The 19,329-nt window shown below is 75.0% G+C and carries 14 protein-coding genes; 11 read left to right on the top strand and 3 right to left on the bottom strand.

The features are described from left to right. The first annotated feature begins 32 nt into the window (after window positions 1-32). From FHX81_RS36825 to FHX81_RS36775, 11 genes are all read left to right on the top strand, one after another. Window positions 33-458 (top strand): phage tail protein, encoded by a 426-nt coding sequence (locus FHX81_RS36825; protein WP_141983087.1) that lies wholly within the window; start codon window positions 33-35, stop codon window positions 456-458. Between the two features lie 13 nt (window positions 459-471). Next, window positions 472-1,173: a CIS tube protein gene (locus FHX81_RS36820; protein ID WP_141983086.1), complete on the top strand. Its 702-nt coding sequence runs from the start codon at window positions 472-474 to the stop codon at window positions 1,171-1,173. Continuing rightward, window positions 1,170-2,945 carry a VgrG-related protein gene (locus FHX81_RS36815; RefSeq protein ID WP_141983085.1) on the top strand — a complete coding sequence of 592 codons (1,776 nt, stop codon included), beginning with the start codon at window positions 1,170-1,172 and terminating at the stop codon, window positions 2,943-2,945. The genes FHX81_RS36820 and FHX81_RS36815 overlap by 4 nt, the downstream gene beginning before the upstream one ends. 25 nt (window positions 2,946-2,970) lie before the next feature. Then, on the top strand, window positions 2,971-3,276 hold the full coding sequence (locus FHX81_RS36810; RefSeq protein ID WP_141983084.1) for a PAAR domain-containing protein: 306 nt from the start codon (window positions 2,971-2,973) through the stop codon (window positions 3,274-3,276). Beyond that, window positions 3,276-3,683, top strand: coding sequence for a GPW/gp25 family protein (locus FHX81_RS36805; RefSeq protein ID WP_141983083.1), 408 nt, complete (start codon window positions 3,276-3,278; stop codon window positions 3,681-3,683). The genes FHX81_RS36810 and FHX81_RS36805 overlap by 1 nt, the downstream gene beginning before the upstream one ends. Then, window positions 3,683-5,617: a putative baseplate assembly protein gene (locus FHX81_RS36800; RefSeq protein WP_141983082.1), complete on the top strand. Its 1,935-nt coding sequence runs from the start codon at window positions 3,683-3,685 to the stop codon at window positions 5,615-5,617. Before FHX81_RS36805 ends, FHX81_RS36800 begins: the two co-directional genes overlap by 1 nt. Continuing rightward, window positions 5,614-6,162, top strand: coding sequence for a phage tail protein (locus FHX81_RS36795; protein WP_141983081.1), 549 nt, complete (start codon window positions 5,614-5,616; stop codon window positions 6,160-6,162). Before FHX81_RS36800 ends, FHX81_RS36795 begins: the two co-directional genes overlap by 4 nt. Before the next feature lies 1 nt (window position 6,163). Then, window positions 6,164-7,051, top strand: a complete 888-nt coding sequence (locus tag FHX81_RS36790) for a zinc ribbon domain-containing protein (RefSeq protein ID WP_141983080.1) — start codon at window positions 6,164-6,166, stop codon at window positions 7,049-7,051. Between the two features lie 31 nt (window positions 7,052-7,082). Then, a complete protein-coding gene (locus FHX81_RS36785; RefSeq protein WP_141983079.1) occupies window positions 7,083-8,174 on the top strand; it encodes an NAD-dependent epimerase/dehydratase family protein in 1,092 nt (363 codons plus the stop codon). 170 nt (window positions 8,175-8,344) lie between these two features. Beyond that, on the top strand, window positions 8,345-8,965 hold the full coding sequence (locus tag FHX81_RS36780; RefSeq protein WP_141983078.1) for a helix-turn-helix transcriptional regulator: 621 nt from the start codon (window positions 8,345-8,347) through the stop codon (window positions 8,963-8,965). A gap of 1 nt (window position 8,966) precedes the next feature. Next, window positions 8,967-9,170 (top strand): hypothetical protein, encoded by a 204-nt coding sequence (locus tag FHX81_RS36775; RefSeq protein WP_141983077.1) that lies wholly within the window; start codon window positions 8,967-8,969, stop codon window positions 9,168-9,170. A 202-nt stretch (window positions 9,171-9,372) separates the two neighbouring features. Here FHX81_RS36775 and FHX81_RS36770 read toward each other — a convergent pair whose 3' ends face one another. The 3 genes from FHX81_RS36770 to fxsT form a co-directional block, all read right to left on the bottom strand. After that, window positions 9,373-12,822, bottom strand: a complete 3,450-nt coding sequence (locus FHX81_RS36770; RefSeq protein WP_141983076.1) for an ATP-binding protein — start codon at window positions 12,820-12,822, stop codon at window positions 9,373-9,375. A 135-nt stretch (window positions 12,823-12,957) separates the two neighbouring features. Further along, complete coding sequence (locus FHX81_RS36765; protein ID WP_141983075.1) at window positions 12,958-16,365, bottom strand: ATP-binding protein; 3,408 nt, start codon at window positions 16,363-16,365, stop codon at window positions 12,958-12,960. 466 nt (window positions 16,366-16,831) lie between these two features. Then, window positions 16,832-19,063 (bottom strand): FxSxx-COOH system tetratricopeptide repeat protein, encoded by a 2,232-nt coding sequence (gene fxsT, locus FHX81_RS36760; protein ID WP_141983074.1) that lies wholly within the window; start codon window positions 19,061-19,063, stop codon window positions 16,832-16,834. Window positions 19,064-19,329 lie beyond the last annotated feature (266 nt).

The following is a 19,329-nucleotide window of genomic DNA, read 5'->3' as shown; positions in this document are numbered from 1 at the left end:
GCCACGTCCGGGCACACCACCAGGAGGAACCGATGTCCGACACGCTCTTCGCGACCAGCGTCTTCTTCCGGCTCTCGATAGCGGGCAACGACCTCGGCGCGTTCCACACCTGTGACGGCATGGGTGCGGAGATGGAGGTGGAGCAGTTCACCGAGGGCGGCAACAACGGGTTCGCCTGGCAGCTCCCGTCGCGGATCACGTGGTCCAACATCACGCTGACCCGGCCGGTCACGGCGGACACCGCCAAGGTCGTCAAGTGGCTCAACGAGGTCATCAAGAGGGTCGAGCGCAAGGACGGCGAGATCGTCGCCCTCACCCCCGACGGCGAGCGGATCGCGGGGTGGCAGGTGCAGGGCATCGTCCCGGTGCGGTGGCAGGGCCCGTCGTTCGACCCGTCGAGCTCCCAGGCCGCCGTGGAGACGTTGGAGATCGCCCACGAAGGCATCGACGCTTCCTGAGAGGAGGACCGCCATGGCGCGCAAGACCAGCCTCACCCGCGCCCAGCTCGTGATCATGGAGCCGCCGGCGCAGGCGGGCGCGAAGCCGGGGGCCCGGTTGGCCTCGGTGAAGTTCCAGTTCAACCCGAACGCGCTGGCGCTGACCAAGAACACCGAGTGGCGGCGCAACCCGTCGCGCATGGCGGGTGAGACGTCGACGCCGGAGTTCCTCGGCAGCGGGCCGCGCAGCCTGTCGGTGGACGTGTTCCTCGACGCCACGGCCACGCACGACAACTCGGTGGAGACCGGGGTGGAGCAGTTGCTCCTGGCCTGCGTGCCCACCAAGAAGAGCCTGGCCGCGAACAAGCCCGCGAGCCCGTGGGTGCGGTTCGAGTGGGGCACCTCGAAGACGACGTCGTTCGACGGCGTGATGACGAACCTGTCGGTGGACTACTCGCTGTTCGACGTGGACGGGCGGCCGCTGCGGGCCACGTGCTCGCTGTCGATCGAGGAGGCGGGTGACGACACGCCCGGCCAGAACCCGACGTCCGGGTCGCGGGAGGCGCGCCGGGTGCACCGGGTGGTGGCCGGTGACAGCCTGCCGCAGCTCGCGTGGCGCGAGTACGGCGACGCGACCGCCTGGCGGGTGATCGCCGAGGCGAACGACATCGACGACCCGATGCTGCTGGTGCCGGGCGCGGAGCTGCTGGTGCCCGCGGTGGAGGAGGTCCGGTGACGGGGGCGGTCGGCAAGTCGTTCCGGTCGTTCGCGGCCGACCCGGTCGTCAAGGCCGGTTCGCTGGCGAAGACCTGGGAGACGCGGCTGGTGAGCTGCGTGGTGGACGAGAACGTCGGGCTGCCCGACGTCGCCGTGCTGACCTACCGGGACGGCGACAACGAGCTGCTGAGGTCGGCGGACATCACGATCGGCACACCGCTGACGGTGTCCGTGGTGGCGGTCGAGTCCAAGGCGCAGGAGCAGTTGTTCGGCGGCGAGGTCACCGCGCTGGAGAAGGACAGCGACTCGACCGGGTCGTTCACCGTCATCCGGGCGATGAGCATGGCGCACCGGCTGTTCCGCGGTCGGCGGGTGGAGGCGTTCTGCAACCTCACGGCCGCCGAGGTGGTGCGCAAGGTCGCCCGGAACGCCGGGTTGACCGTCGGCCGCGTCCAGGTCTCGTCCGTCACGTACGCGCAGATCAGCCAGGCGGGTACGTCGGACTGGGACTTCCTGCAACGGCTGGCCCAGGAGCACGGCGTGTCCGTGCAGGTGGACGACACGGGCAAGCTGGAGCTGCTCAAGCCCGAGCCCGCGGCGGGCGCGCCGGGTGCGGGCACGCCCAGCCCGCTGGTGCTGCGGCACGGCGACCTGCTGTCCCTGCGCGCCTCCCTGACCAGCTCCGACCGGGTGGACAACGTCGAGGTGCGGGCGTGGGACGTGGTGACCAAGAAGGCGCTGGTCGCGGTCGAGCCCGCGGTGCGCAGCACGACCGTGGTGCCGGAGCTCAAACCTCCGGTCGCGGGGAAGCCCGCCACGATGCTGGTCGCGGACACGCCGTACGCGACCCGGGCCGAGACCGACGTCGTCGCGCAGTCGCTGGCCGCCGCGGTCAGCGCCGGGTACGCCGAGGTGGAGGCGGTCGTCAAGGGCCACCCGAAGCTGCGCGCGGGCGTGCCGATCTCGGTGACCAACGCCGGCAAGGCGTTCAACGGCGTCTACACCGCCACCTCGGTGCGGCACGTGCTGGACCCGCACGAGGGCTACCGCAGCACGGTCACGGTGAGCGGTTCGCCGGACCGGTCGCTGGCCGGGTTGGCCCTCGGCGGCACCGCGGCCGCCCGCACGCCGCGGATGCCGGGCCTGGCCACCGGGATCGTCACCGACATCCGTGAACCCGGCGCCGGCCAGCGCGGCTGGGTCCGGCTGAAGTTCCCGTGGCTGGACGACGTGTACGTCACCGACTGGGTCCGCACCGTGCAGTGGGGCGGCATCAACGGCGGCGGTGTGTTCAGCCCGGAGGTCAACGACGAGGTGCTGGTCGGCTTCGAGCAGGGCAGCCTCGACCGCCCGTACGTGATCGGCGGGCTGTACAACGGCGTCGACCGGCCGTCGCCGCACGACGTGCCGCTGGTGGACCCCACGAAGGGCGGGGTGAACCGCCGGTCGCTGGTGTCCCGCTCGGGCAACCGGCTCGAACTGCTGGACAGCCCCACGACGGCCGGCGTGCGCTTGCAGACCGGCGACAAGCGCGTGGACATCACGATGGACGAGAAGACCGGGAGCGTGGCCATCGAGGTCCGCACGCCGCAGGGCGCGCAGGTCCTCGGCTCCATCAGCATGACGCCCAGGGGGATCACGGTCGACGCGAGGAACGGCGACCTGGTGCTGAAGGGCCACACCGTGTCGGTCGAGGCCCGGACGTCGGTGTCCGTGCACGGCGCCACCGAGGCGTCCGTGGACGGCGGCGTCAAAGCCGTGCTCAAGGGCCGGATCGTCGAGATCAACTGACCCCACCACACCGAGGGAGACCAGCATGCCCCCCGCTGCCCGGCTGGGTGACAAGACGTCGCACGGCGGCTCCATCGGCACGCCGCCCGCCGCGGTGGCCGCCGCGGTGGCCACCGTCCTGATCGAGGGCAAGCCCGCCGCGGTGGGCGGCAGCCTGCACGTGTGCGTCGTGCCGAAGGACGCCGTCATGGGGCCGTTGAACGTCGTCAAGCCCCGCGTCGGCGGCCAGGTGCGCATCGGCGGGGTCGTCGCGGCCCGGGTCGGCGACACCACCACCTGCAACGCCAACGTCCTCAGCGGGGCGCTGACCGTCCACATCGGAGGCTTGTGATGAGCGGGAGCTTCATCGGGCGCGGCTGGGGCTTCCCGCTGCGCACCGGGCCCACCGGCGGCATCGGCATGGTCGACCGCGAGCAGGAGATCACCGAGGCGATCCGGCTCGTGCTGGGCACCGCGCCGGGTGAGCGGCCGATGCGCCCGGAGTTCGGCTGCGGCATCCACGAGCACGTGTTCGCGGCGGCCGACGACACCACGGCGGGCCACGTCGCCCGCGAGGTGCGGGCCGCGCTGGACCGGTGGGAACCGCGGATCGAGGTCGACGACGTGGTGGTGGCGTTCGACGCGGTCGAGGTCGGCACGCTCTACATCGACGTGCGCTACACCATCCGGTCCACCAACGACCGGCGCAACCTGGTCTTCCCCTTCTACACCATCCCGGACGAAGGGAGCGCGGAGTAGTGGCACTGCCCGCACCCAACCTGGACGACCGGCGGTTCCAGCAGCTCGTGGACGAGGCCAAGCGGTACGTCCAGCAGAGCTGTCCGGAGTGGACGGACCACAACGTGTCCGACCCCGGCGTCACGCTCATCGAGACGTTCGCGCAGATGGTGGACCAGCTCGTCTACCGGCTCAACCGGGTGCCCGAGCGCAACCACCTGGCGTTCCTCGACCTGTTGGGCATCACGCTGTTCCCGCCCACGGCCGCGTGCGCCGACGTCACGTTCCGGCTGTCCGCGCCCCAGCCGCAGGCGGTCGTGCTGCCCGTCGGCACCGAGGTCGCCACGGCCCGCACGGACAACACCGAGGCGGTCGTGTTCGCCACGACCGACGAGCTGGCCGTGGTGCCGTGCTCGGTGGGCCGGCTGGTGACGCGGGCCGCGTCGGGCGAGCACGCCGACCGCACCCGGGACCTGGAGGCGGGCCAGGACGTGCGCTGCTTCCAGGCCGCGCCCACGCCCGGTGACGCGACGCTGTTCGGGCTGACGGCCGCGGTGCCGCGCTGCGTGGTCGTGCTGCGGCTGGACAGCCGGGTGGAGGGCATCGGCGTGGACCCCCGGCAGCCGCCGCTGGTGTGGGAGGCGTGGACCGGGCAGGACTGGTCGCCGTGCGAGGTGGACGAGGACAGCACCGGCGGGTTGAACCGGCCCGGTGACGTGGTGCTGCACGTGCCCGCCGGGCACACCGAGTCCGCGGTGGCGGGCCACCGGGCGGGCTGGGTGCGCTGCCGGGTCACCGAGCCGGTGCGGGAGCAGCCGTTCTACTCGGAGTCGCCGACCGTGCGCCGGGCCGAGGCGTTCACCATCGGCGGCACGACCGCCGCCGAGCACGCCGAGACCGAGCACGACGTGCTGCTGGGCGAGACGGCGGGCGTGCCGGGCCAGCGGTTCACCGTGCCGCGCTCCCCCGTGCTGCTGGACGGCGACCCGGTGGTGGTGCGGGTGTCGGCGGGCGACGGGTGGCAGGACTGGGCCGTGGTGGACCACTTCGGCGCGTCGGGGCCGGACGACCGGCACGTCGTGCTGGACGCGGTGCGCGGCGAGTTCCAGTTCCCGCCCGCGGTGCGCGAGGCCGACGGGACGTTGCGCCGGTACGGCGCGGTGCCGCCCAAGGGCTCGGTGGTGCAGGTGCCCCGGTACCGGACGGGCGGCGGTCGGGCGGGCAACGTGGCACGCGGCACGATCTCGGTGCTGCGCAGCTCCGTGCCGTACGTGGCGTCGGTGCGGAACCGGGAGGCCGCGCGCGGCGGCGTCGACGGTGAGACGGTGGCCGAGGCGAAGGTGCGCGCGCCGCACCAGCTACGGGTGCAGGAGCGGGCCGTGACGGCCGAGGACCACGAGCACATCGCCAGGCTGGCCGCGCCGTCGCTGGCCCGGGTGCGGTGCCTGCCCGACGGGCCCGGCGCGGCGCGGGTGCTGGTGGTGCCCGACGCCGTCGCCGACCAGGGCGGCCGGCTGCGGTTCGAGCAGCTGGTGCCGACCGGGGAGGTGGTGGCGGCGGTGGCCGAACGGTTGGACGAGCGGCGGCTGCTCGGCACCCGGTTGGTCGTGGAGCCGCCGCGCTACCAGGGCGTCACGGTGGTCGCGCGGGTGGCCGCGCCGGGCGCGGAGGGCAACCGGGTGCGGGAGGACGCGTTGGACGCGCTCTACCGCCACCTCGACCCGCTGCGCGGCGGCACGGACGGCACCGGGTGGGAGTTCGGCCGCCCGGTCCAGTACGGCGAGGTGTTCGCGGTGCTCCAGGGCGTGGCCGGGGTGCGGCTGGTGGAGGAGATCCGGCTGTTCCCGGCCGACCCCATCACCGGTGTCCGGGGCGGGCCGGTGGACCGGGTCGAGGTGGCGGCCAACGCGCTGGTGTTCTCCTACCAGCACCAGATCGTGGTGGTGGGGTCGTGAGCCGCGCCGCGCTGCCCGAGCTGCCCAGCCGGTACCCGCTGGGCGCGATGCTGCCCGCCCTGTACGCGGCGGACGACTTCGCGCAGCGGTTCACCTCGGGGCTGGACGCGGTGCTGTCCGCGATCCTGTCCACGTTGGACAACCTGCCGGAGTACTTCGACGCCGACCTCACGCCCGCGGACTTCGTGGCGTGGCTGTCGTCCTGGGTGGCGGCGCACGCCGATCCCGCGTGGCCGGAGCCGTTGCGCCGCGAGGCGGTGCGCCGGGCCGTCGAGCTGCACCGGCTGCGCGGCACCGCGCGCGGCCTCGTGGCGCGGCTGGAGCTGTGCCTGGGGGTGCGGGCCGAGGTGGTCGACGGTCCGGGAGTGGCGTGGTCCACCCGGCCCGGCGCCGCCCTGCCCGGCCGGTCGGACGTCGTCGTGGTGCGGGTGCGGCCGGGCCGGTCCGGCGCGGTGGACCGGGCGCGGGTGGTGGCACTGGTCGAGGCGGCGTGCCCGCTGCACGTCAGGTGCGCCGTCGAAGTGCTGCCGGGGGACGGGGACTGACATGCGCCTGTGCACGCAGTGCGGCGCGCCGATGCGTGACGCCGATGACTTCTGCGGCAACTGCGGCACCTACCTGGGGTGGGCCGCGGACCCGTCGCCGCGGCCGGACGAGCCCGGTCCCGAGGGGCGGCCGGGCCCGGTGCCACCGGGTCGGCCGGAGGCGCGACGGCCGCTGCCGAGCGCGGTGGACGACGAGGTCGTGGTCGGCCCGCCGTGCCCGGCCTGTGGCGTGGCGAACCCGCCGGGACGGCGGTTCTGCCGGCGTTGCGCCACGCCGTTGACGCCCGGCGCGAACGGTGCGATCGGGCGGGCACGGCGGCGGTGGCCGCGGTGGCACGGCGACACCTCGCGCTGGCTGCGCAGGCTCACCGCGCTGCTCGCGGTCCTGGTGCTGCTCGTGCTCGCGATCCTGTTCTACCCGGCGGCCCTGGCGCTGGTCGAAGACGTGCGCGACAAGACGTCCACGCCGGTCGCGGTCGGCCCGAGCAGCAGCACCGCCACCGCCGAGGTGCCCGGCCACCCCGCCGCGGCGGCCGTGGACGGCCTGTCGAACCGGTACTGGGGGGCGAACGCCGTGGGCGACGCGGTCGAGTTCGGCTTCGCGTCACCGTTCCGGCTGCTGTCGGTGGTGGTGCACACCGGTGCGGGCGTGGAGGAGCGGGCGTTCACCGGGCAGGCGCGGGTCGCCGCGCTGGACATGGTGCTCACCACCGCCGACGGGACCAGCCGCACCGTGCCGCTGCCCCTGGCCGACCGGGTCGGCCCGCAGCGCGTCGACACGGCGGTGAGCGGTGTCGTGCGCGTGCGGCTGGTCGTGCGGGCCGTCGCCGGGCAGGGGCCGGGACGGCACATCGCGTTGGGCGAGGTGGAGTTCTTCCGCCGACCCTGAGTGTCCACAGCAGACAGAACGGGAGCGGCACATGGACGTGGTAGTGGTCACCGGATCGGCCGGTCTGGTCGGGGGCGAGGCCGTGCGGGCGTTCGCTTCGAGGTTCGACCTCGTCGTCGGGGTGGACAACGGGATGCGGCGCGACTTCTTCGGCCCCGCGGGTTCCGTCGCGGACAACCTGGCCGCGGTCGAGCGCATCCCCAACTACCGGCACCACCGGGTGGACGTGCGCGACCACGGCGCGCTCGCCGCCGTGATCGGCGAGTACGGCACCGACGTGCGGCTGGTCGTGCACACGGCCGGGCAGCCCAGCGACGAGTGGGCCACCGGGCAGCCCCTGGTCGACCTGGGCGTGAACGCGGTCGGCACGATGAACCTGCTGGAAGCGGTCCGGCGGCACGGCCCCGAGGCGGTGGTCGTGCTGACGTCCACCACCAAGGTGTACGGCGACGCGCCGGACGCGCTGCCGCTGGTCGAGACGGCGACGAGGTGGGAGATCGACCCCGCGCACCCGTACCACGAGCACGGCATCGACGAGTCGTTGCGGGCGGACGGCGGGCGGCGGACGTTCTTCGGGGTGTCGAAGCTGGCCGCCGACCTCGCCGCGCAGTCGTACGCCGGGCTGCTGGGGCTGCGGGTCGGCGTGTTCCGGTGCGGCAGCGTGACGGGCGCGGGGCACGCGGGCGTGGAGCTGGACGGCTTCCTGTCGCACCTGGTGCGCAGCGCCGTGCGCGGTGCGGCGTTCCCGGTGATCGGGCACGGGGGCAAGCAGGTGCGCGACGTGCTCGACGCGCGTGACCTCGTGGAGATGTTCTGGCACTACTACCTCGACCCCCGACCCGGCGAGGTGTACCTCGCCGGTGGGGGGCGGGAGCGCAGCGCGTCGATCCTGGAGCTGATCGCCCGGTACGAGTACCTGACCGGCCACGAGGTGCCGTTCGAGTACGTGCCCGAGCACCGGTTCGCGGACGTGCGGTGCTGGATCACCGACACCCGCAAGTTCCGCCGCGACTACGTCGACTGGCGGCCCGCGCACGACCTGGACGACATCGTGCGGTCGGTGCACGAGCGGTGGGTGGAGGTGGAGCGGTTCGGGCTGGACGGCTTCCCGGTGAACCCTTGACCGGCGGGCGTCGCGCGGTGGACAGTGCGGTGGACGGTTCGAGGGCGTTCTTCACGACGGTCTTCATCGCGTCCAGCGGGCGTGAAGAATCCTTGTAGAGGCGTTTCAGACCGCGTGAAGCCGCGGCTCGCAGACTCGGTGGTGCAAGCCCGAGACTGTGGGAGGCAGCGGTGGAGCGAGTCCGGGTCGTCGTCCAGGCGGCGGATCACCTGAGCATGACGGGTCTGATCACCTATTTCGGTTCGAGGCCCGACGTCGAGCTGCTGGAGGGCACGCCGCACGCCAGGCCCGACGTGGTCGTCATGGCGGTCAACCGGCTGGGCCCCGACGTCGTGGCCCGCCTGCGCCGCGCCGCCGCGCACGTCGGCGCGCCGGTGGTGCTGATCGTGGACGAGGTCGGCGAGTCCGACGTGCTGACGGCGGTGGAGTGCCGGATCGTGGCGATCCTGCCGCGGGCCGGGGTGAGTGAGCAGGTGGTGCTGCGCAGCGTCCTGTCGGCGGCGGCGGGTGGGGGCGTGATGCCGCCGGTGATGGTGGCGGAGCTGCTGCGGCACGTGCGGCGGTTGCAGGAGCAGGTGCTGGCCCCGGAGGGCGGGCCGGACCGGCTGTCCGCACGGGAGGCGAGCGTGCTGCGGTTGATGGCGGACGGGTTGGACACGGCCGAGATCGCGGGGCGGTTGGCGTACTCGGAGCGGACGATCAAGAACGTGTTCTACGGGATCACCGCGCGGCTGAACTTGCGCAACCGGCCGCACGCGGTCGCTTATGCGCTTCGGAAGGGGATGATCTGAGATGATCGAGCCGACGACGGTGGTCCGCCAGGACCGGGCCGCCCTGCGCCGGGTGGTCGACCTGGCACTGCGAGGCATCCGAGCCAAGGCCCACCCACCCCACGCGGGGGCCAGGGGTCAGCACGACGCGCGGTGGGTGATGTCCTCGGCCGGCGTGATCGACGCTCCGGCGGTCCACTGGGAGCACCAGCCCGCCCAGCCGTGACCATCGGCCGACGGAGATCACCCGAACGTGGCGCAGGCTTCGGGACCGTGCGACGGGGTGGCAGGGGTGCGGGTTCGCGAGCCGACCGCGAAGGGTCTCGCGAACGGCTCGCGCGCACCCGAACTGCCGACACTTGGCCCGCGCACGTCGTCAGGTCCGCGCTCACCGGGATCCAGCGGGTCCGGGTTCAACGGGTCCGGGTTCAACGGGTCCGGGGCACGCCCCGCGGATCGGCGACCCGGGCAGCGGTACGGCGGATGTCCCAGTGAGCGCCGAAGCCCCGGTACAGGGTGGTGGCCTCTTCGGCGACGGTGGTGGCGTCGCGCGGCCGGCCTTGGGCCGCCAGCAGCACGGCCTGGTCCTCCAGGGTCTGCGCCAGCTCGAACGTCCGCCCCACGGCCCGGTAGTGGCTGATGACCGGCACCAGGCCCTCCGGGTCCGACGCCAGCACGCTCCGGCACCGCCGGGCCGCCGCCGCGGCACGGGCCGCCTTGGTTTCTCTGGCCGCCTCGGCCTCGCACGCCTCGACGGCCTCACGCGCGGTGGTCGGGTCGTCGCACGCCAGGGCTTGCCGGACCAGTTCGGGGAGCCACTGGTGGCGCAGCATCATGTCCGCGTAGCGGGTGTCGAGGATCGCGCCCAGCACTTCCACCGCGCCTTCGTGATCACCCTCGCGGGCCGCCGCCATCGCCTGGGCCCCGATCAGGAAGTCGCAGTTCTCCCGGTACGCCTCGGTCACCAGCGGCAGGGTCAGGCCGGTGGTCAGGTGGTGGTCCAGGCGGGCGCCGTCGTCCCGGTGCGCGGCGATCAGCGCGACCACCCCGTGCAGCAGCACGGGCCCGCCCTCCCGCAGGCCGAACCCGGTGAACTCCGGGTCGGCCACGACCGCCTCCAACCGGGCCACGGCCTCGTCCCACCCGCCCAGCCAGAACTGGTGCACGGCGGCGGCCAGGTGCAGGCCCGCGACCGGGGTGCCGCGACCGGCCAGTTCGAACGCGTCGCGCAGCGCCGCCGTCGCGTCGTCCAGCCGGTCCAGGCACTGCAGCGTGAAGATGCGGTTGTCCAGCAGCAACAGCCGCAGATCGGTCAGGAGCACGTCGGTGCCGACCACGTCGAGCGCCTGGTCGAGGTAGGCCACGGCCCGCGGGTAGTCCCGGCGCACCGCCTCGACCTGCCACAGCACCTCCAGCGCCTGCCCGATGGCGAACGGGTCGGCGGCCCGCTCCCCCGCCTCGATCGCGGCCCGCGCGCTGGCCTCGGCGCCGTCCAGCTCACCGACACCCGCCCGCTGCACCAGCGCCAGCAACGACAGCAACCGGGCCCGCCACATGTCCGACAGCACCGGATCGGCCAGCGCCTCCCGCGACGCCGCCACCGCCTCCTCGGCCCGCGCGCCCCGGTAGGGCATGTACGCCAGCGTCCACCGCACCTCGGCGATCAGGTCCGGCGACCGCAACCGCGGCAACGCCCGGCGCGCGTGCTCCTCGGCCTCCGCGTCACGCCCGATCCGGAACAGCGCGCTGCTCAGGTGCGCCATCAACGTCGCGTCGCGCTCGTCGCGCGCCACCGACGACCCCAGGCACCGCTGCAGCAGCTCGACGGCCACCAACGGCGCGCGGTACACGAGCGCGGGTCCTTGGTCGACCAGCCAGTCGACGACCCACGGGCCGACGTCGCCGGACGCGGCCAGCAGTTGCTCGGCCACGTGGTCCACGGGCGCGCCGGACGCCGCGAGCGCTTGCGCGGCCTGCTGGTGCAGTGCGGTGCGCAGCGCGGTGGGCGTCCCCTCGTACAGCGCCTGGCGGATGAGCGGGTGCCGGAACGCCATGCGGGGTCCGGCGTCGCGCAGCACGCCCGCGGCGATGGCTTCCTCCAGCCGTGCGGCGAGGTCGAACACGGGTGTGCCGAGCACGACGGACAGGTCGCCCACCGCGAACTCGCCGCCGAGCAGGGCCGACCAGCGCAGCACTTCGCGGGTGGGGTCGGACAGGAAGTCGAGCCGGCCGGTCACCGCGGACACCAGCGACAGCGGCACGCGGTCCAGGGCGTGCACGGTGACGTCGGCGACCCCGGTGTCGACCTCGACGACCCGTTCGCGGACCAGGGCGTCGGCGACCTCGCGCACGTAGAGCGGGTTGCCGCCGGCGCGGGCGGCGATGCGGCGCAGGCCCGGTCCGGGCGAGGCGCCCACGAGGCGTCCGACCAGGCCCGCCACTTCGGTGTCGGCCAGGGGCGCGAGGTCGAGCACGGCGCCGCCGCCCGACTCGACGTCGCGGCGCAGCCGGGCGACCTCGGCCCGGTACGGCACCGGGCGGGCCGCGCCGACGAGCAGCAGCGGCAGTCGCCGGGCCGCGGTGGTGAGCCGGTGCCAGACCTGGGTGCTGGTCTCGTCGGACCACTGGAGGTCGTCCAGCGCGAACACCAGCGGCCCGTCCGCGCACAGCTGTTCCACCAGCGCCACCAGGCGGTCGACGGCGCCGAACACGGGGTCGGAGTCGGCGAAGATGGACCCGGCGGGTCGTTCCTGGCGCAACGCGCGCGCGGTCGCCGCCCGCCTGGGGTCCGGCGAGTGGGTGTCGACGGCCAGGCAGTCCAGGACGAGTCGCAGCGGGAAGCGGCTGCCCAGTTCGTCGGCCACCGCGTGGGCGATCCGGTGGCCGGCGCGGGCGGCCTGTTCGAGCAGCGCGGTGACGAGCGCCGACTTGCCGATGCCCATCTCGCCTTCGATCCACAGCAGCCGGCCCGTGCCGGTGGTGACGTCGTCGACGGCCCGGCGCACGGCGGCCAGCTCCACGTCCCGCCCGACCAGCTCGGTGTCCCGGCCGGGTTCGGCGTCGCGGGCCGGTGGGCCGGTCCGCGCGGTGACGACCGGTTCGCGGCCGGTGGCGGGTTCCGGGTCCGTGCCGCTGAGGATGTGCTCGTGGGCGGCCCGCAAGCGTCGTCCCGGTTCGACTTCCAGCTCCGCCACCAGGACCCGGCGGGCGTCGCGGAACACCTCCAGCGCCTCCGCGCTGCGCCCGGACCGGTGCAGGGCCAGCATCAGCAGCTCGCGCGGCCGTTCCCGCAACGGCTCCTCGGCGACGAGGGCGGCGAGCTCGGCCACGACCTCGGCGTGCGCGCCGGACGCCAGCGCGGCCTCGGCGCTGAGCTCCCGGGCGGTGGTGTGGGCCTCGCCGAGCCTGCGCCGCTGCGCGTCGGCGAACGGGCCGGTGAGCCCGGTCAGCGCCTCGCCGCGCCACAGCGACAGCGCCTCGTCCAGGGAGCGGCGGGCGGCGGCGGGGTCGCCGTCGGCGAGCAGGCGGCGGGCCCGGTCGCGCAACGCCTCGAACCCGGCGACGTCCAGGCCGCCGTCCACCAGCAGCCGGTAGCCGGAGCCGACGGACACCAGCACGCGGGACGGTGTGCCGCGCGACCGGTCCGGTTCCAGGGCTTTGCGCAGCGTGGAGACGTAGGTGTGGACGCTGCCCTCGGCGGTCGGTGGCGCGTCGCCGCCCCAGACCCCCGCGACCAGCTCGTCCCGGCCCACGCCGCCGGACCGCAGCGCGAGCATGGCGAACAGCGCGCGCGGGCGCGAGGAGCCCAGGTCCACCTCTCGCTCGCCCACCCAGGCGCGCACCGTGCCCAGCAGCTCGACCCGCAACCCGCCCGTCATCCCGCGCTCCGCCTCTCGTCCGACGCCCCGCCCGTGCACCACGCGACCCCGCCCCTCACCGCACCGATCCTCACCGCACCGACCGTCACCGCTCCGACCGTCACCGCACCGGCCGGCCACCGCCCCGACCGAACCTCACCGACCACCGGCCCACCCGAAGCCAGCTCCCCCACCCCGCATCCGGGCCCGCGCCCGGCGCACGTCGTGCACCGCTCCCAGGCGCTCGTAGCCGGCCACCGCCTCGTGGAACGCCGCCTCGCCCGCCTCCCGGTCGCCGCGCGCCACCAGCAGCACCGCCGCGTCCTCCAACGCCTGCGCCAGCTCCACCGGCCGCCCCACGAGCCGGTAGCGGGCCACCGCGTCGAGCACCGGTCCGGGGTCGTGCTCGACCAGTCCGCGGCACCGGGCGTGCGCGGCGGACGCCCGGGCCGGCACGCTTTCCGCCGCGGCTTCCTCGGCGCACCCGGCCAACGCCCGCGCCGCCACGTCCGACCGCCCGGCGAGCAGGGCGAGCCGCGCCAGGTCGGGCAGCCACTGGTGCCGCAGCACCAGGTGGCCGGGCGGTGGCGCGAGCAGCGGTTCCAGGACGGCGAACACCTCGTCGGGGCGTCCGGCGGCCTCGGCCAACACCGCCCGCGCGGCCAGCAGGAAGTCGCCGTGCTCCCGGTCGGACGGGGTGATGGGCGGCAGCTCGGCCGCCGCGCGCAGGTGCTCCTCGGCTTGCGGGGTCCGGCCGCGGCGGGCGGCGACCAGCGCGGCCACGCCGTGCAGGAGCAGCACCGGTCCCCGTTCGCGCAGCGCGAGGGCGGCGGCGCGGTCCGGGTCGTCGCGCAGCGCGTCGGCCTCGGCCGCCGCGCGGTCCCACCGGCCGCGCCAGTAGTGCTGCACGGCGGTGGCGGCGTGCGGGCCGGGGCCGGTCAGGTCGCGGGCGGCGCGCAGCACGTCCTCGGCCTCGTCCAGGCGGTCCAGGTTCTGCAGCGTGAACGCCCTGTTGTCCAGCAGCGCCGGTCTCAGCTCGCCGCGGTCGGGGCCCCACGAGACCAGGTCGAGCGCGTGATCGACCTGCCGCAGCGCTTCTTCGTGGTCCCGGCGGACCGTGCCGACCTGCCACAGCCCTTGCCGCGCGTGGGCGGCGGCGACGTCGTCGCGCGCGTCCTCGCCGCGGCGCAACGCGCGGCGCGCGGTCGCCTCGGCCGCGTCGACGTCCCCGAGGCCGTCGCGCTGCACCACGGCCAGCAGCGACTCCAGGCGGGCCCGCCACACCGGCGGCACGGTGTCGTCGCGCACCGCCGCGCGCAAGGCGGCCACGGCGTCGGTCGCCTGGCCGTCCCGATACTGGGCGTGGGCCAGGAGCCAGCGCATCCCGGCGGCCCGGTCGGGGTCGCGGGTGCGGGCCAGCACGTACCTCGCCGCGGCGTGCGGCCGGCGGCCGAGCCGGAACAGCAGCCGGGCCAGCAGGGCGGCCAGCCGTTCCCGGTGCTCGGCGTCCACTGCGGACTCGGAGACGACGGCGTCGAGCAGGCCGATGGCCCGGTCCGGTGCGGCGCGGGCGAGGGACGCGGCGTGCTCGACCAGCCAGTCGGCGGCCCACTCGTCCACCGCGCCGGGTGCGGCGGCCAGCTGGTCGACGACCAGGTCGACCGGTGCGCCGGCGGCGGCGAGCGCGCCCGCGGCCTGGCGGTGCAGCGCGGACCGGACGCCGGCGGGCACGGACCGGTAGAGCGCGTCGCGGACCACCGGGTGCCGGAACCTCAGCCGCGGTCCGCGGTCGTCCAGCACCCCGGCGGACGTCGCCTCCTCGACGGCGGCGACGAGGTCGGACGACGTGCGGCCCAACGCGGTCGCGGCGTCCCCGAGCGCGAACTCGCCGCCCAGCAACGCCGCCGAGCGCAGCACGTCCGAGGTGGCCGGGGACAGGAAGCCGAGCCGGCGCGTGAGCACCGACACCAGCGAGAAGGGGAGTTCCCGGTCGACGCACGGCGCGATCTCGGCCAGGCCGTCGACCACCCGCACGGCGTCCTCGCGCATCAAGGCGTCGACCACGTCCTTGGTGTAGAGGGGGTTCCCGGCGGCCAGGTCGACCAGGCCGCGCAGGGTGCGGCCGGGTGGCCGGCCCAGGAGGCCGATCAGCATCTGCGTGACCGACTCGTCGGACAGCGGTCGGAGGTCGAGCGCGTGACCGCCGGAGCCGGTGACCGCGCGGCGCACCTGCTCCACGTCGGCCCGCCGCGGCACCGGCCGGGCGGCGGCGACCAGGAGCAGCGGCGACCGGCGCACGACCCGCAGGAGGCGGTGCCACAGCAGCACGCTCGCCTCGTCCACCCAGTGCAGGTCGTCCACCACGATCACCAGCGGTGTCCCCGCGGCCAGCTCGTGGATCAGGCCGAGCAGCCGTTCGATCACCACCGGCACCGGGTCGCCGGACCCGTCGGCCGGGCCGCGCAACGCCTGCGCCAACGCGACCCGGCGCGGGTCGTCGGACGACTCGGTGACGTCGAGGCAGTCGAGCAGCACCCGCAGCGGCGTGCGCGGCCCGAACTCGTCGCCCGCCGCCCACGCCACCCGGCAGCCGGCGTCGACCGCGCCGGACAGCCCGGTGGCCAGCAGGGCGGACTTGCCGATGCCGGGCTCGCCACCCACCCACACCGCGCCGCCGCGACCGGCCACCAGGTCCGCCACGGCGGCGCGCAGCACATCGACCTCGTCGTCGCGGCCAACGAACACGGCGGGCCGGATCATCGGCGACGCGGCGACCCGCGGCGCGGGGACGTCGTCGGCCTTGTCCTCCAGCACCGCCCGGTGCGCCTGCCTGAGCGCGGCACCGGGCTCCATGCCCAGTTCCTCCACCAGCACGCGCCGCGCGTCGTGGTAGACCTCCAGCGCCTCGGCCTGCCGCCCGGCCCGGTGCAGCGCGGTGATCAGCAGGGCGCGCAGCCCTTCGCGCACCGGGTGCTCCCGCGTGAGGGCCGCGAGGTCGGCGATCACGTCCTCGTGCCGGCCGACGGTCAGCGCCAGCTCCGCCCGGCGTTCCGCGGTGGCCAGCCGCAGCTCGTGCAGCCGGGACCGCTGCGTGCGCGCGAACGGCCCGGACACCCCGGACAGCGCCTCGCCGCGCCACAGCGCGTGCGCCTGGTCCAGTTCGGCCAGCGCCAGCGCCGGGTCGCGGTCGGCCAGCTCGCGGGCCCGTTCCCGGTGGCGTTCGAACCGGTGCACGTCCACGCCGTCCACCGGCACCCGCAGGCAGTAGCCGGACCCGGCGGAGGTGAGCACCACGCCGGTGGACCGCTTGCGCCGGTCCGGTTCCAGCGCCTGGCGCAGGCCGGAGACGTAGGTGTGCAGGCCGGCGGCGGCCGTCGCGGGCGGCGAGTCGCCCCAGACGCCGTCGATCAGCTCGTCCTTCGACACGGTCTGGCCGACCCGCAGGGCGAGCAGGGCGAACACCGCGCGGCGACGTGCGGTGCCGAGGTCGACCTCCACCCCGTTGCGCCACGCCCGGACCGCGCCCAGCAGTTCCACCCGGACGGGGACGGGGTCACTCGTCACCGCGTCCGCCCGCGGCGGCCGGAATGCGTCGCCATTCGCGTGATTCCGGGTGAATGCGGGTCCGGTTCGCTCGCGGAGTGGTCGCGGGGAGCGCGTGGAGTCGTCACATCAGGAACGCACGTCCGCCGGCGGGGAAAAAGTTCACCATGCGAGACGCATTCCACCGGACGGGGAATGGAGTCCGCCGCGCCTTCGACCGCCGACATCGGACCACCAACCCCCTAATCCCTCCTGACCTGCGGACATCTGCCGACTCAGTGGACGGGCACGATCTCCATCCCCCAACATAACCACAGCGGCCTTCCCGAGGCGCCGGCCCGTGACGGTGAACACCGGGAAACCCGGTCGGGTCCGTCCGAGTTCCGCCGCGGGCCCTGTGCGCCAATGCGCGGACGTCGGAGCAATCGAATGGTCCACCTGGCCGAATTGCCGACCGCGCCGCTTCCGCCGCGTCTTTCGCAACATTTCAGGGGTGACTGATCGCGCGGCGCGCGCCGGCCAGGTTGTTCCGGTAGGACACCGTGTCCGGGTGGTCGGGTCCGAGGACGCGTTCGCAGCCGGCGACCGCGGCCTCGTACAGCGGGATCGCCCGTCGCGCGTCACCCGCGGACCAGTGGGTGGAGGCGAGGTTGTTGAGGGAGGCCAGGGTGTCCGGGTGGTCCGGCCCCAGCACCCGCCCGCGGTCGGCGAGGACTTTCTCGTGCAGTCGGATCGCCCGCCGCAAGCGGCCGGCCGACCGGTACGCGGTGGCGAGGTTGTTGAGGGCGACCAACGTGTCCGGGTGGTCCGGCCCGAGCACCCGCTCGCAGTCGGCTCGCACGGCTTCGAACAGGGTGATCGCGCGCTCGACGTCCCCCGCGGCCCGGTAGGCGCCGGCGAGGTCGACGCGGGCGGTCAACGTGCCCGGGTGGTGCGGCCCCAGCACCCGCAGGCAATCGGCGAGCGCCGCTTCGTACATCGGGATCGCGCGCGCCAGGTCGCCCGCGGCGTGGTGGGCGCCGGCGAGGTTGTTGCGGATCGTCAACGTGTTCGGGTGGTCCGGGCCCAGCAGCCGGCGGGCGTCGGCGAGGTTGGTCTCGTGCAGCGCGATCGCGCGGTCCAGGCCACCGGTGCCGCGGTGGACGTAGGCGACGTTGTTGCGGACGGTCAGCGTGTCCGGGTGGTCCGGGCCCAGCACGCGCTCGGTGTCGGCGAGGTTGGCTTCGTGCAGCCGGACGGCCTGCCGGTGGTCCCCCGCGGACCAGTGCGCGTAGGCCAGGTTGTTGCGGTACCTCAAGGTGCGCGGGTCGTCCGGCCCCAGTGCGCGTTCGGCGCTGCGGACGGCACGCGTGAGGTGCGCGACGGCGCTGGTCACGTCGCCGCGGGCAGTCAGGTACTTGCCGAACTCGTGCAGCAGCGCGCAGGTGTCGGCGGTGTCCGTGTCGTGGGTGGCGCGGTCGAGCAAGGCGCGGGCGTGCGGCAGGAGCACGTGGTAGTGGGACCAGTCGTCGGGGAGCCCGGGGTTCAGGTCGAGGACGGCGGCGTGCAGGGCGGCGGCGGCGGTGTCCCGGGCCACGTCGATCGACCGGGCCCGCCGGTGGGGGTCGTGCGGGTCGGGTGTGCGGGTGATGGTCTGGACGAGCCGGTGCACGGTCACGGTCGTGCCGGTGAGGGTGATCATGCTGTGCGCGGCCAGCCTGCCCAGCGCGTCCACCAGGTCCGGTTCGTCGGCGAGGCCGGCGAGCAGCGTGCGCGGCACCGCCTCGGGCGCCCACCACGCCAGCACCCGCAGCACGTGCCCGGCCAGGGGCGTGTCGGCGAGCCGGTCGAGGGTGACGCGCCAGACGCGGGCCGCGGTGCGCCGCTCGTCACCGCCCTCCGCGGTCGCGGAGAACATCCGCGCCGGGTACCGGGCGAGCAGGTCGAGGTAGGTGGCCGGGGTGACGCGGGCTTGGGCGAGGTAGGCGGCGGCCTGCTCGACGGCCAGCGGCAGCCACCCCAGTTCCGCGCACAGCGCGTCGGCGTCGGCGAGGTCGGCGTCGGGCCACTCCGCCCGCACCAACCCGGTCAGCAGCCGCACCGCCTCCGCCGGGTGCAGCGCGTCCAGCACCACGGTCTCGACGCCGCGCCAGCCCCGGCCGAGGCGGGACGTGATCAGCACCGTCCCGGTCCGCACCCGGGACAGCAGCCCGGCGGCGTCCGCGGGCGCGGTGAGGTTGTCCAGCACCAGCAGCCACTCGTCGTGGGTGGCCAGCCAGCGGGTGCCCAGCTCGACCCGCTCCTCCGGCGGCAGCCCCGCCGTCTCCGGCGCCACGGCCGCCGCCAGCCCCGCCAGCCCGGCGTCCAACGCCGCCGGCGAGTCGGCCGTCACCCACCACACGAACCCGAACGCCTCGGCGTGCGACGCGGCGAACCGGGCGGCCAGCGTGCTCTTCCCGACCCCGCCCAGCCCGTGCACCGCCACCACGGCGGCCCGGCCGGACCCGGCGACGGCCTCGGCGAGGCGTGCCAGCTCCCGGTCGCGGCCCACGAACAGGCCCGGCACGACCGGGATCCGGCCCGCGGACCGCGGCGCCGACACCGACTCCATCGCGGGCACGGCACGCCGCCGCGTCACGTGGACGGTGAGGTCCCGGCCCGCTTGCAGGACGTTCGCCCCGTCGGACGCCACCGCGGTCTGCTCCACCGGGCCGCGCGGGTCGTCATCACTGGAATCCACGCGGACACCGTGACCACACCGCGCGTCGGAGCGCAACGCACAACTGCGGGTCTCACCGGTGCCGGTCGCCGCACTCCACGTGCAGTTCCGCGCCCGTCCCGCGCCCCGTAGCGGCCCGACGCGACCTCGGCGCGGCAGTGCGTGCCGGGTGCCCCGGCGAGGTGGGCCGGGCCGTCCTCGACCGGCGCGCGCACGGACGTGCTCCCGACGTGCGGCGGGAAACCGAGGCGGTGGTGCGGCGGCACGAGGTCGAGCCGGCGGCCGGC

The sequence above is a fragment of the Saccharothrix saharensis genome, from assembly GCF_006716745.1.
Lineage (GTDB): Bacteria > Actinomycetota > Actinomycetes > Mycobacteriales > Pseudonocardiaceae > Actinosynnema > Actinosynnema saharense.
Note: the sequence above shows the minus strand (reverse complement) of the source record. Positions and strands in the feature narration are given on the sequence as shown.